Source organism: Rossellomorea sp. ABR4_012 (assembly GCF_056159545.1).
Genome location: NZ_JBSWVK010000001.1, coordinates 12,384 through 24,861, shown reverse-complemented (window position 1 = coordinate 24,861; position 12,478 = coordinate 12,384). Strand labels below are relative to the sequence as shown.

The window sequence follows — 12,478 nt, the reverse complement described above, 5'->3', positions numbered from 1 at the left end:
TGATGGATGCCATAATTATTCTAGCCATTATTTTATTCTGGATCACTTTTGTCATTGCGATACGTCATTACTCTGTCTATATAAAAGAAAAGAGGATGCTTCTGGAGCATGTATATGACGTAACCGAGGTAAATGCATTTGATAAGAAAAGTCGAAAGAAAAATAAAACAAGCTTATTTGAAAAACTAACAAAATATGCCGATGAATTTGCGGATTTGGGTCAAAGAATCAACTTCTTTAGTGAAAATCATGACGTGAAAGATTGGCTCCAGAAATCAGGAAATAAATACGGGCTGACAGTAGAGAGATTTCAGGGTCTCAAAATTGTCCTGCTGTTAATAGGATTCATTGCTGGTTTTTTATCCCTGGTAATTGGTCTGCCTTTCTCCCAATATGCCATTATTTTTAATCCGATCATCGGATATTTCCTGCCGATTATATTGGTAAGAAACCAAGCAAAAAAACGCCAGGAAGCACTTCGCCATGACCTGCCAGATTTCCTGGATACAATCAGTACCAGCTTGCAGGCTGGCGTCAGTTTAGACCAGGCTTTAAGGGAGGTGATCCGTTTCTTTGAAGGACCGCTCAAGGAAGAGTTCTCAAGGTTCAATCATGAAATTGATCTGGGAGTACAAAGGGAAACGGCCTATCGTAATTTGTTGAACCGCAATGATAATCCTGAATTCCAGAGTTTAATAAAGTCATTGCTGCAGGGGCTTAAGCTGGGTGTTCCGATTGCAACTACATTTAAGGTTCAAGCAGAAGATATGCGCCAGTTCCGTGAAGAGCAAGTAAAGGAGCTCGCAGCTAAAGCCTCTCCTAAAGTTACACTTGTAACCACATTTGTGGTAGCGCCTGTATCGATTCTTATGATTGCTGGATTGATGCTGCTTAATATGATTTATGGCGAGAACAGTATTTTTAAACTATTTAATTTATAAAAATGGAGGAATTAACCAATGAAAAAACTTACAGAAATTTACACAAGATGCTCAACGAAAGTAGAGGGTATGATTCGTAATGAAAGAGGTTCACAGACACTAGAGTGGATCGGAATTGCGGCGGTTGTGGTTATTATGGTAGGTGTCATCTCTACTGCATTTTCTAATGATACTTCGATTGGAACTACAGTTCTAAATAAAATTAAAACAATGATAGGTCAAATCGGCGGCGGATGAAAATAATAGAGAAGAAACATGTTTGGAGGTTAAGACGAAGCTTATGAGAATTAAAGTCATCCTACTTTTCTTCACTGTTCTTCTCTTCTTAGCGGCTTGCAGTGAAAAAGAGAATACTAGTGAAACTAAACAAAAAAATGACCCAGAAGAAAATGCGGAAGAACAGGTAGATAAAAAGGAAAACACAACCATTAGTGAGAGTGATTATTTTAAAAAGCTGCCAGAGATTCCTAAGAGTACTCTAGAAGTGGTGGAACAGACACCCGGAAAATATGCAAATCAAACTGTTTTCCAAGAAGGTGTCACAGAAAAGGTGAATCAGGAAATTAAAGAACTTCCTCCCCTGCCTGAAAATCCAACAGAGCAAGAATATGAAACATATTTCAAATATGTGTATTCATTAGCTGCAAATGATTTTCAAGATCCTGATGACTTAGTGAAAAAATGGGAATTTTCAATATTTGGAAGTTCCGATTTAAAGGATCCCAAATATCAATTTAAAGATAATTATAACGTTGAGATCATACTAGATTCGAGCGGCTCTATGGGTGCAGTAGTGGGCGGCAGAACCCAAATGCAGTTAGCGAAAGAAGCTATTAATGAATTTGTTGGGAGTTTACCTGAAGAAGTGAATATTTCTTTAAGAGTATATGGTCACAAAGGCACCGGAGATGACTCAGACAAACAAAAGTCCTGTTCAAGCATTGAACAAGTTTATGGGTTTGAACAATATGATTCCGGCGCATTTAATGAAGCACTTGAACAATTCCAACCTAGCGGCTGGACTCCCATTGCAAAAAGCTTAAAAGAATCATTTGAATCGTTTAAAAAATATGATCAAGAAACAAACACTAATCTAATTTACTTGGTGAGTGATGGAATTGAAACCTGTGACGGAGATCCAGTTAAAGTTGCTGATGAATTTGCGGGTTCCAATGTCTCTCCAATAATAAACGTAATTGGATTCAATGTAGATTCACAAGCTCAAGAACAATTGAAGGATGTAGCGGATTCCTCCAACGGAATTTATACAACTGTAGGAAATAAAGAACAATTAACGAATGAGTTTGACCGGGCTCAAGAAGTTTTATTACGTTGGGAAAGCTGGAAAGCGGATGCCTTAATTGATCTAGAAAGTAAAAAACTGGATAATGAGCTTGATATAAGCTCCTATTCTAATGACTGGAATTTTCTTAAAGAAGATCAAATGTTACGTATCAATGAGATACTTACTCTATTAAGAGAGCAAGATAAAATAAATTTGGATAATGAAGAAGAGCTCAAAAAAAGATCCTCGGAAGTCATCGCAGTTATTAACGAAGCTTACGATGAAATTGTTAATGATTTGAATACAACCAACAAAAAAGGAATTGAATCTTTAAAAGAATCGATAAACAAAAAATACAACAAGCAAGTGGAATAGTGTCTGTGCAAACATAGAATTCTACTTTCATAAGCTTACATCGATGAGTAAAGCATAAAGCCTTATAATCAGAAAGGAATTAAGAACGATGTTTGAAAAAATTACAAGTAAGGTTGTTGTAATAATCGCTCTACTCATCGTTCTTTTCCAATCATTTTCTTTTCCTATCTATGCAAGTGCAACAATACAGCCATGGAAAGGGAATCCATGGACAGGACAAGATTGGAAAGGTACCCCATGGGATGGGAAAGACCTTCAATGGGAAGGTGAGTCCTGGGAAGGAAATCCGTGGGAAGGCAAGTCCACAAACGGAAATGATTGGGAAGGAAACGGTACTGAAGGCCAAGGAACGAGCGGACAAGGGACAAACGGACAGTCTTGGGAAGGTTATCAGTGGACGAATGCTCCTTGGTATATGGATCCTTGGCTAAATAATGGTTGGACACCGAATGGATTTGAAGGTAGTCCTTTTAACGGAAATGGAACGAATGGCAATCCATTTAATGGAGATGGTACGTTAGCAAGTCCGTTTGAAGGGACTCCGACAGACTCAAGTGGAGGTGGCGGATCCGGAGCATTTTCAGGAAATCCGACAGACGTAAAGTTGCCAATGGGTTATGAGGTTGCTAAGTACATTTCGAATGATGTTATTGGCGGGCAAGTGAATTTGGCCAGCAATTTTATGAATTTTGATTTCGAGGCTAATCCAAATGGATTTAGGCCGGGAGCTACTTTTTTTTCTGCGCTAATGTTAAATGGAGTAAAGGTAGGGTTAGGGGACAAAACTCCTTGGTATGTTAATGGTATTGCAGATGCTCAAGATGGTACATTAAAGACAATAGATGCAGTTGGAGCATATAAAGACTACAAAATAATTCAAAATGCGAGGCAAGCAGCAGATGCAGGTAGAAGTATCAGAGGTGCGTTCCAGGTAGCTGAGAATTCAGATATCCTATCTCAACTCTCAAAAGTCGGTTCGATTTCTAAACTGAATATAGCAACTGCTGCAGTGGGGGCTGGTTACTCTGCATTTGAATTGGGCTTTAATGGAGCAAAAGCTTATGATGTCTTAAACTCTGATGTTGCAGGAAATAAAAAAGTCTCTGCAGTTGCCGAAGCCACAAGTAACTTAGGTGATTTAATGATGAATGCGGGAGTGGTCACTGCAGCATTCCCAGGTGGTCAAGCAGCAGGTGCTGTTATGATTGCAGGTGGAGCAGCTATATGGGGTGCTTCAAAGCTTACTAAACTAGTTGCAGATAACTGGCAAGGAGTTAAGAAATTTGCCAAAAATCCAATTAAAAGTACTTCTAAGGTAATTGGGAAAGGTATTAGTAAGGTAAAAGGCTGGTTCAGTTAACGAAAAATTTAATAAGTGCCTGGAGGATGATCTAATCCTCTAGGCAATCTTTTAAAAAGGAAGTTATAAATGAATCTAAATATTTTAAGCAAAAAAGCAAACAAATATAAGAAATTCCTGGAAAACCAAGTGATCATTAATCCTTTTGCTTACCAGGTAAATAATGTGGATTATTTTTTGGTTATCTATCAAAGAGGTCAGAATTTTAAGGGTTATTCAGTAATTTCGGAAAGTGAATACTCGAAACAAGATGCAATAAAAGCTTTTGAAAAGCTTATCGTGTTTACGGTATTTGGAAATAACTTATTTGATATCGAAGAAGCGAAAATGAAGCTATCCCCTGATTCTTTTAAGAATATAAGAAACGTAATAGAATCTTACTTAGATAAAAATTACAATGACAACTTGTTAAGAGGAAAAGAATACTTACTAAAACAAGAAAGTATTTTAGGGGAAATTCAGACTCGTATTAAAAATTATGTAAGTCATTATGATAATAAGATTTTGGTCAATCATAAAATTGATGAAAATGAAATTTATACTCTTTGGGAAGTACTTTCTCATTTAAATAGACTGCAATATTTACAAGCTAAAGAGATGATAGAATATTTCGATGCTGTAAAGTTGATGTATAAAGAGATGGAGATCCTAAATTTAGTAGATAAACTTTCAAATTTTGATAAAACAGTTCTAAAAGAAATGCAAAAAGATATTAAAGATGTAAAGAGAGACATTAAGTCATTAGATGTTGAGCAGCAAATTTCAGATTTACCTGTTAACGAACAGATAGAGTATTTGGTGAAAGAGTTTGAAAAGGCAGGAAAAGAAAAATTACCGAGATACAAACAAGATCTGCGTTACCCCAAACCCTGAGGTGAGAATTCATGGATAAACCAATAAGATACACTTTCTCATTTATAGGGGAAAGATTTGAAAAGATTCTTCTAATTATTTTATGCGTACAGTTACCTTTATTGCTGCTGCATTCTTTCATTACAAATTATATCTACGCCATAACTCCAAATGTTGGAACAATCTATTCCGTCGCAGACATTTATTATGCTTTGCTTACGATCCTAATTTTTATCTACGCTCAAGTTCCTTTTGTGAAATTTACATTCAACGAACTTGAAGGCAGGGAAGATTCCTTAAGAAACGCCTTTTACACGTTTGTGGTTAATGGGTTTCCTATCTTTGTTTTTGCCTGTCTGATTAGTATTCTAGCTATTTTAGGATTTGCATTATTTATTATTCCAGGAATAATTATTTTGACTGTATTTATTACAGCTCCAATTATTGCGATTGTGGATGACAAATCCGTATGGAAATCGATTAAAGAATCAGGTCTATTATTTAAGAAGAAATTCATCAAGATTATTCTTTTAATATCTTTATGGGGTATTGTGGAAATGGTAATTGGAATAGTTTTAAACGGATTGATCTTAAGAATAACCTCATCGTACGCTGCAATCGCAGGTGTTCAGATGATTACAAATATGATCTTTTATCCAATCTTCTTAATTTTATTAACTACTTATACGCTGAAGTGGAGAGCTGGATTAAGAAAGCTTGTATAGTCGGGATGGGTGAATAGCAAATGAGAAGAATCATTGAAAAAATAAAAAATGAAAAAGGTTCATCTACAATTGAATTCCTTGGTATCCTCCCACTTATTTTCGTAGTAGTGATGATTTCCTGGCAGCTGATTGTAAGTGTTCAAGCTGTAGTGGTTGCACAATCTGCAGTGAATGAAGCAGCTAAGGTCTATTCTATAACTGAAAATTCCTCTGAAGCCTCACAGGCGGCTCAAAATATTGTAGCTGCCGGGGGATCTTACCTTACTTTCAATGGAGCATCCGGTATGACGCAGAAGGACTTTACAGCAAACGTCAGTGTATCTATAGATTTGGTGTTTCTTCCTAAGAAGATCATGCCAGGTAACGCTACCCCATCTATTTCATACACCTCAAAGGCTACTGGTAAGGTGATTAAGAATGAAAGCTAGAATACTAGATATTGTTAGGCAAGAGAGAGGAAATGCAGCCCTTCTTATGATTGGTCTTCTCAGCATAATGATGGTTTTATTTATATTTGTTTTCAACCTCACAAAAATATTTGCCGTTAAGGAAGAAGCCAGCACGACTGCCCAGCAAGCGAGTTTAGCGGCTACATCAGTACTTTACTCTCAGGTTGATGAGGTAATAGAAGAATATGAGGAAACTCTTGAAGGTACAATTGATAAAATTCCGGAATCAATTGAAATGAAGATTCAGAAGAAAGAAATTGAGCTCCGATCATCTTCTAGTTATGATGATTATTCTGACAATGAAATCAAACTGGAAGCGATGGATATTGTAATTACAGAGGAGTTACAGCATGGAGTGGGTAAGGACAAGCTGCATGATATGTTGAATGAAGAACTTTATCAATCCACCTTAAAAGACATGCAAGCACAAGCCCAAACGACTATTGTACAAAACAACGGAAATTTAACAGGAGCCGAACTGGTTATAGATAATGGTCAGGTGTTTGTCCGTGCATCCAATACGGTAGAAGGAACATCGTATAAAGGTTTCTTTACTGATTTAAAAGAAGATCTCTTTCAAACTGCAGGAGGACCTAAGATCGATTTCCTAACCGAATTAAGGAATTTTAATGTAGAAGTAGAAAGGTCGCTTGATTATTAACAATGACGGGAGAGGCTACAATGTCCAAAAAAGAAAAACGCTGGAGAAGGTTTTACTTGTTTCTAATGATCTTTTTCTACGCAATTTATGTACCGGTATCAGTATTCGAATGGCTGGCGGGAGATGGCGGACTTCCATTAACAGCAGTAGTCGTGGGGATTGCATTGCCCTATATGAGAAAGAATCATTTACATCAGATTCAGATGAAGGAGAATGCGGAAGCTTGAATGTATAAGTTCAAGCTTTTTTTCACAAGAAAAGACGTCCATCTTAAGGGAAAATGCATGCTGCTTTTGTATACAGATTAATAAGTAAAAATGAGATACCTAAAACATCAGATTCCGTGTAATTATCTTATCCGCGTATAAGGAGGTGATTGCATGAAAAATAAACCGGTCACTTTTAAAGACAGCAGGATTGTTCAAACAACTTTTCTGCTGATATTAATGGGATTTTTAGTTAGCTTTGTACCTGAAGAAAACTGGTCTCTACTAGCGGTAAATATGTGCCTTGCTGGATTATGCTGTTTGATATTTTTTGTGTTTTGGTTAAAGACAAAACATGAAAGTAAGCGATACTTTTCCTTACTATCCTATGTAATGATTATTGCGTTGTCCATCTACTTTGTTATTCCGTTTTTCAGAGTGTTCGCAGGTCAGCTTATATCTTGGCTGGGAATGGTATTGATCATCGTTATGATTATATTGCCTTTCCTTAATCGGGAGTTTATAGCAACAGGGTTTGTAAACCCTTCTAAAAATCGTATTGGCAAGTTCTTTTTTACAGCTACCGCCTTCATCGTAGGGTTTGGTGGGATATTTTTTGCTACCATAAACTTCTCAGAAAATCCTGATGCGATCGCCCTTTCGTCTTTCTTTTTCATCTTTGCCCTATTATTCCTATTCATTGCCCCAGTATTGTTAATTAAGCCTAGTCGGGTAAAGGAGTTGGAGAAATGATGAATGAGGAATCGCGATTGTCAGAAAAAAACGACCTATCATTTAAAGAAAGCCGAATTCTTCATGTGGCTGTTTCCGTTGTGATCGTTACTTTTTTATTCAGTGCTTTACCTGAATGGTCTGTTCCACAATTTAGAGTAAATGCGGTTATCTCATTTGTATTGCTAATGATAAATGTTGTGTCTTGGAAGACAGTCGAACTTAAAGTGAGGTATTTCTCTATTCAGAGTTACTGCCTGCTCTTTTGTTTGTCCCACTTATTTGTACAGCCAATCATTAAATATTTCTGGCAGGAGGGTAATGGTGCCTGGATCTACTTTGCGTCGTGTTGGATCGTCGGCTTTGTTTTATTGCATTTTTTCAGGGAAGGTCTATTTCAGGCTTTTTCAAAACACTACGAGAGCAAGTTTAGCATTGGCTATCATCTGGCTGTTTTTAGCTTTTTGCTGTTGTTCCAGTGATCGGTGGCGTTATTAAAGTCTGTATGTGGAGCTTCAATTCATCATCCCAAAAGAAATTGGCGGATACTTCAAGCGTGCTGCCATAAGTGAAAGCGACCGGGATGAAAGAATCCATAATCTATCTTTCACTAAAGAAGAACTTCAGAACCCAGAGAACATCAAAAATAAGCTGATGGCACTCCTGGAAAATACAGAAATACCGAAAGAATTAAGAGTTTAATCAAACGTTTGTTTAAAAAGGTAGAAGTCTAATAACTGAAGTACAAAGCTTAGAAAAAACCACTCATCATTGAGTGGTTTTTTCAAATGGATCAATAATTTTTTTCAATCTTTTGTTTTATCGTTTCAATTTTTTCAGGAACTACATAGAGATAGTCAATCAAGGCTTCTAACAATTCTATCAGCAGTTCTGCTGTTTTGTCATCGATCTCCTTTTCCAGCTCAAGCATTTGAAAAAATGGGCTTTCTGGACGAGTGAGTTGGCTTAATGTTTGAATGGGTGATGATAAATCTACATTCTTTGGCAGCTGCTCAAATTGCTCTGATAAAGTCTGGCTTTTTGCTTTTTCCGCGTTCAGGTTTTTTACTAAACTTTCAAGAACCCGCTTTGTCATGACAGCCGTTGCTGAATGATCATTTGACTGGTTCACATTTAGAGCGGAACGATAAGACCTTACAAGGTCCTGCGAAATTCGCTTGTTATCTTGAATTTTATCAAGAGGACCATTTGTTACATGTGGATCATAGACGTGGACGGTGACTTCTTTCGTCTGGTTCGTTGAAATTTCCTTGATCATCAAAATAAAAGTAGAGGGTTTTTTGCACGCAGAACAAATTCCCTCTGAAAAAACCCCGGTTTTAATCTGATAAAAATTCGCTTTTAATGCAAATTCTCCTTGTTTACGGCAATGTGGGCACTGTGTCCGGACCTTTTTGGGGACTTTTAAGTATCCGTACTGTGTGGATGATAGTATAGATCCAGGCGTAATTTCTCTCATTTCAACCTCCTAAACAGCAAAGATTTTTCGTTTTATTGTAAAAGTATGAAAAATCATACAATTACTTCTATATAAAATTATAACTTTATAAGTCTAGACAACAAGCTTCAATAAATGGAAAATGAAACCATTTTTAATAAGAATACTAACTATCTAGATATATGTCTATTAAGAAGATTCGAACAAATAGTTCAAAATATTGGGGTAATCTCTATTACAGATAGCACAAAACTCTCTTTCAATGGCAGTCCGCAGAAAACAGCTAGGGAGGCCCTTCTAATCAAAAGTTTGTTTAATAATCTTATTATTGTTTTGGCTTGTTCCAGCAGTTGATTGGAGTGCAAGACGAAGACTCCTGCGGGAGAAGTGGCCAATGTGAGACCTGTCCAGCTACGGGGCTTAGAGGCACATGTCATAAGTCAAACCGACCAGAAGGCAAAGAACGCCTTCGTGGCCGATTCGCCTTACGCCACCCGCCTCTGAGCAAAGCCCCTCCGCTTTTCTGCCCGCTGGCGAAGCCGAGGAGGCTCATGGGTCACCCGCGGAAAGCGAAGTCTTGCACGGAAATCAACTGCGGTGTTTATTGGGACCCTTAAAGTTAAAAGAAATTTTGCCCTTTTGAAATCCTTCCCCAACCAAAACATTCGGAAAAACCGCTATAATTGGGTAGAATAGAAACAATGGTTTTATTGACTAACGGTTGGAATGTAGAAGGAGAGAAATCATGACACATTTTACAGATGATAGCTTAGCTTTGCATACAGATTTGTATCAGATCAATATGACGAAGGCCTATTGGGATGATGACTTCCATAATCGAAAGGCTGTTTTTGAGGTGTTCTTTCGAAAGCTGCCTTTTGGGAATGGATATGCGGTGTTTGCCGGCTTGGAACGTGTGATAGAGTATGTGAAAAATATTCATTTCAGTGATAGTGATATTGAGTATTTGAGAGAGCTGGGGTATGAGGAAGAGTTCCTGGCGTATTTGAAGGATCTTCGATTCACCGGGACGATTCGTTCCATGAGGGAGGGGGAGCTTGCGTTTGCGAATGAGCCTCTCTTGCGGATCGAAGCACCTCTTGCACAGGCGCAGCTTCTCGAGACGGCAATCCTGAATATCATTAACTATCAAACATTGATTGCGACAAAAGCGAACCGGATCAAGCAGGTCGTTCATGATGAGGTTGTGATGGAATTCGGTACCCGCCGTGCGCATGAATTGGATGCAGCGATCTGGGGAACGCGTGCGGCTTTCATCGGCGGATTCGATGCCACCAGTAATGTCCGTGCCGGAAAAATCTTCGGCATGCCTGTTTCAGGGACACACGCCCACTCATTGGTCCAGGCGTACCAGGATGATTACACTGCCTTCCATAAGTACGCTGAGAGCCATAAGGATTGCGTGTTCCTGGTCGATACGTATGACACGTTGAAATCCGGCGTACCGGCCGCAATCAAGGTCGCGAAAGAGCTTGGCGATAAGATCAATTTTAAGGGGATCCGCCTCGACAGCGGGGATATGGCTTACTTATCAAAGAAGGCCCGTAAGATGCTGGATGAAGAGGGTTTTACCGAAACGAAGATCATTGCCTCCAATGATTTAGATGAATACACGATCCTGAACTTGAAGGCTCAGGGAGCGCAGATTGATGTATGGGGAGTCGGTACGAAGTTGATCACGGCGTACGATCAGCCGGCGCTCGGTGCTGTGTACAAGCTTGCTTCGATCGAGAACGAACAGGGGGAGATGGAGGATTCCATCAAGATCTCCAGTAATGCGGAAAAAGTTTCGACTCCCGGGTTGAAAAAGGTTTATCGCATCATCAATAAGGTTAATCATAAATCAGAGGGGGATTATATCACGCTTGAACATGAAAATCCCCAAAACGAAGACCGCCTCAAGATGTTCCATCCGGTTCACACGTATATCAGCAAGTTTGTGACGAATTTTGAAGCGAGAGAGCTTCATGTCGATGTATTCAAAGACGGGCAGCTAATATATGAGACACCGTCCCTTCAGGAGATGAGGGGTTTTGTCAACGAGAACCTTGAACTGCTTTGGGATGAATACAAGCGTTCGATGAACCCAGAGGAATATCCGGTGGATTTGAGTGATGAATGCTGGACAAATAAGATGAACCTCATTCAAAAAGTGAAAGCCGAAGTAAAGGAACGGTTCCATTCCGGCAGTTAATACGAGTTGTGATGGGGTAAGATAAACAGGTATACTTGATGTAACAAAACCTAACATGGAGTGTGAAAGTATGGATTCTCTTCAAAAACAGATTGTAGAAGAAATGATGGTAACTCCCGATTTCGATCCCAAGAAGGAAATACGCCGCAGTATAGATTTCATGAAAGAATACTTAAAGAAGCATTCATTTTTAAAAAGTATGGTGCTCGGTATTTCAGGTGGACAGGATTCTACTTTATTAGGAAAGCTTGCCCAGATGGCAGTGGATGAACTAAACCAAGAAAAGGGTTCTGATGAGTATGCTTTCTATGCGGTGCGCCTTCCTTATGGTGAACAGGGCGATGCGCAGGACGCGATTGATGCCGTTGAGTTCATAAGCCCGTCTGTTCCCGTAACTGTAAACATCCAGGCTGCAGTGGACGCAAGTTACTCAACCTTGAAGAAGGCCGGCATCGAAATGTCAGATTTTGTTAAGGGGAATGAAAAGGCGCGTGAACGCATGAAGGTTCAGTTCGCAATCGCCGCGATGAAGAATGGTGTCGTCCTTGGAACGGATCATTCAGCCGAAGCGGTCACAGGCTTCTATACGAAGTTCGGTGATGGAGCGGCTGATCTTGTACCTCTGTTCCGTCTCAATAAACGTCAGGGGAAAGCGATGCTGAAAGAGCTTGGCTGTCCTGAGCACCTTTACAAGAAGAAGCCGACAGCTGATCTGGAAGATGATAAGCCGTTGATTCCGGACGAGGAAGCGCTGGGTGTGACGTATGATCAGATCGATGACTTCCTCGAAGGGAAAGAGGTTCCTCAGGAAGCAAGGGAAACGATCGAGAAACATTATCTGAAGTCACAGCATAAGCGTAATCTGCCGGTTACGGTATTTGATGATTTTTGGAAATAAGACTAAAGAAAAGCCGATTCTCATATGATTGAGGGTTGGCTTTTTTATGTTCATTTGTAATTGATAATGAGAATTTCAGTTTATTGTACCTAGTGAAGGTGAAGGTCAGGTTGAAGATGAATACATATGCTAAAAACGTTATGTGAAAGATTAACATCTGTTTTTAAAAGATTTTTGATCAAAATTAAAAGATTAATGCCCAAAACTCAAAGATTAATGGGTGAAACTAAAAGATTAACATACAAAACTCGAAGAATTCATACCCATCCCATGACTCCTGCCCCTGTGGTGCAGTCAATATCCTTCCATTTAGAGATTAT

15 protein-coding genes are annotated in these 12,478 nt (G+C 38.9%); 14 read left to right on the top strand and 1 reads right to left on the bottom strand.

Going from position 1 to position 12,478, the window contains the following annotated elements; translation table 11 throughout:
* Positions 1-2 precede the first annotated feature (2 nt).
* From ACXAFV_RS00110 to ACXAFV_RS00055, 12 genes are all read left to right on the top strand, one after another.
* Entirely contained in the window at positions 3-941 is a 939-nt protein-coding gene (locus tag ACXAFV_RS00110; RefSeq protein WP_475123743.1) for a type II secretion system F family protein, read from the top strand.
* A gap of 18 nt (positions 942-959) precedes the next feature.
* Complete coding sequence (locus ACXAFV_RS00105) at positions 960-1,178, top strand: hypothetical protein (protein WP_475123742.1); 219 nt, start codon at positions 960-962, stop codon at positions 1,176-1,178.
* A 43-nt stretch (positions 1,179-1,221) separates the two neighbouring features.
* On the top strand, positions 1,222-2,601 hold the full coding sequence (locus tag ACXAFV_RS00100; RefSeq protein WP_475123741.1) for a VWA domain-containing protein: 1,380 nt from the start codon (positions 1,222-1,224) through the stop codon (positions 2,599-2,601).
* An 88-nt stretch (positions 2,602-2,689) separates the two neighbouring features.
* Positions 2,690-3,961 (top strand): hypothetical protein, encoded by a 1,272-nt coding sequence (locus ACXAFV_RS00095; protein ID WP_475123740.1) that lies wholly within the window; start codon positions 2,690-2,692, stop codon positions 3,959-3,961.
* A 69-nt stretch (positions 3,962-4,030) separates the two neighbouring features.
* Positions 4,031-4,834 (top strand): hypothetical protein, encoded by an 804-nt coding sequence (locus ACXAFV_RS00090; protein ID WP_475123739.1) that lies wholly within the window; start codon positions 4,031-4,033, stop codon positions 4,832-4,834.
* Between the two features lie 11 nt (positions 4,835-4,845).
* Positions 4,846-5,538, top strand: a complete 693-nt coding sequence (locus ACXAFV_RS00085) for a hypothetical protein (protein ID WP_475123738.1) — start codon at positions 4,846-4,848, stop codon at positions 5,536-5,538.
* Positions 5,539-5,558: 20 nt separating this feature from the next.
* Positions 5,559-5,966 carry a TadE/TadG family type IV pilus assembly protein gene (locus ACXAFV_RS00080; protein ID WP_475123737.1) on the top strand — a complete coding sequence of 136 codons (408 nt, stop codon included), beginning with the start codon at positions 5,559-5,561 and terminating at the stop codon, positions 5,964-5,966.
* Positions 5,956-6,648: a TadE/TadG family type IV pilus assembly protein gene (locus ACXAFV_RS00075; RefSeq protein ID WP_475123736.1), complete on the top strand. Its 693-nt coding sequence runs from the start codon at positions 5,956-5,958 to the stop codon at positions 6,646-6,648. Before ACXAFV_RS00080 ends, ACXAFV_RS00075 begins: the two co-directional genes overlap by 11 nt.
* 20 nt (positions 6,649-6,668) lie before the next feature.
* A complete protein-coding gene (locus ACXAFV_RS00070) occupies positions 6,669-6,875 on the top strand; it encodes a hypothetical protein (protein WP_475123735.1) in 207 nt (68 codons plus the stop codon).
* A gap of 153 nt (positions 6,876-7,028) precedes the next feature.
* Positions 7,029-7,607 (top strand): hypothetical protein, encoded by a 579-nt coding sequence (locus tag ACXAFV_RS00065; RefSeq protein WP_475123734.1) that lies wholly within the window; start codon positions 7,029-7,031, stop codon positions 7,605-7,607.
* Positions 7,604-8,068, top strand: coding sequence for a hypothetical protein (locus ACXAFV_RS00060; RefSeq protein WP_475123733.1), 465 nt, complete (start codon positions 7,604-7,606; stop codon positions 8,066-8,068). The genes ACXAFV_RS00065 and ACXAFV_RS00060 overlap by 4 nt, the downstream gene beginning before the upstream one ends.
* A 25-nt stretch (positions 8,069-8,093) precedes the next feature.
* Positions 8,094-8,288: a hypothetical protein gene (locus ACXAFV_RS00055; RefSeq protein ID WP_475123732.1), complete on the top strand. Its 195-nt coding sequence runs from the start codon at positions 8,094-8,096 to the stop codon at positions 8,286-8,288.
* 91 nt (positions 8,289-8,379) lie between these two features.
* Here ACXAFV_RS00055 and ACXAFV_RS00050 read toward each other — a convergent pair whose 3' ends face one another.
* Positions 8,380-9,066: a hypothetical protein gene (locus ACXAFV_RS00050; protein WP_475123731.1), complete on the bottom strand. Its 687-nt coding sequence runs from the start codon at positions 9,064-9,066 to the stop codon at positions 8,380-8,382.
* Positions 9,067-9,790: 724 nt separating this feature from the next.
* Here ACXAFV_RS00050 and ACXAFV_RS00045 point away from each other — a divergent pair.
* Both ACXAFV_RS00045 and nadE read left to right on the top strand, forming a co-directional pair.
* Positions 9,791-11,260 carry a nicotinate phosphoribosyltransferase gene (locus ACXAFV_RS00045; RefSeq protein WP_475123730.1) on the top strand — a complete coding sequence of 490 codons (1,470 nt, stop codon included), beginning with the start codon at positions 9,791-9,793 and terminating at the stop codon, positions 11,258-11,260.
* 70 nt (positions 11,261-11,330) lie between these two features.
* Complete coding sequence (gene nadE / locus ACXAFV_RS00040; protein WP_475123729.1) at positions 11,331-12,158, top strand: ammonia-dependent NAD(+) synthetase; 828 nt, start codon at positions 11,331-11,333, stop codon at positions 12,156-12,158.
* Positions 12,159-12,478 lie beyond the last annotated feature (320 nt).

Bases quoted from the DNA above. Each gene is read 5' to 3' on its own strand.
- ACXAFV_RS00110 (WP_475123743.1), top strand. From the start codon at position 3: ATGGATGCCATAATTATTCTAGCCATTATTTTATTCTGGATCACTTTT.
- ACXAFV_RS00105 (WP_475123742.1), top strand. From the start codon at position 960: ATGAAAAAACTTACAGAAATTTACACAAGATGCTCAACGAAAGTAGAG.
- ACXAFV_RS00100 (WP_475123741.1), top strand. From the start codon at position 1,222: ATGAGAATTAAAGTCATCCTACTTTTCTTCACTGTTCTTCTCTTCTTA.
- ACXAFV_RS00095 (WP_475123740.1), top strand. From the start codon at position 2,690: ATGTTTGAAAAAATTACAAGTAAGGTTGTTGTAATAATCGCTCTACTC.
- ACXAFV_RS00090 (WP_475123739.1), top strand. From the start codon at position 4,031: ATGAATCTAAATATTTTAAGCAAAAAAGCAAACAAATATAAGAAATTC.
- ACXAFV_RS00085 (WP_475123738.1), top strand. From the start codon at position 4,846: ATGGATAAACCAATAAGATACACTTTCTCATTTATAGGGGAAAGATTT.
- ACXAFV_RS00080 (WP_475123737.1), top strand. From the start codon at position 5,559: ATGAGAAGAATCATTGAAAAAATAAAAAATGAAAAAGGTTCATCTACA.
- ACXAFV_RS00075 (WP_475123736.1), top strand. From the start codon at position 5,956: ATGAAAGCTAGAATACTAGATATTGTTAGGCAAGAGAGAGGAAATGCA.
- ACXAFV_RS00070 (WP_475123735.1), top strand. From the start codon at position 6,669: ATGTCCAAAAAAGAAAAACGCTGGAGAAGGTTTTACTTGTTTCTAATG.
- ACXAFV_RS00065 (WP_475123734.1), top strand. From the start codon at position 7,029: ATGAAAAATAAACCGGTCACTTTTAAAGACAGCAGGATTGTTCAAACA.
- ACXAFV_RS00060 (WP_475123733.1), top strand. From the start codon at position 7,604: ATGATGAATGAGGAATCGCGATTGTCAGAAAAAAACGACCTATCATTT.
- ACXAFV_RS00050 (WP_475123731.1), bottom strand. From the start codon at position 9,066: ATGAGAGAAATTACGCCTGGATCTATACTATCATCCACACAGTACGGA.
- ACXAFV_RS00045 (WP_475123730.1), top strand. From the start codon at position 9,791: ATGACACATTTTACAGATGATAGCTTAGCTTTGCATACAGATTTGTAT.
- nadE (WP_475123729.1), top strand. From the start codon at position 11,331: ATGGATTCTCTTCAAAAACAGATTGTAGAAGAAATGATGGTAACTCCC.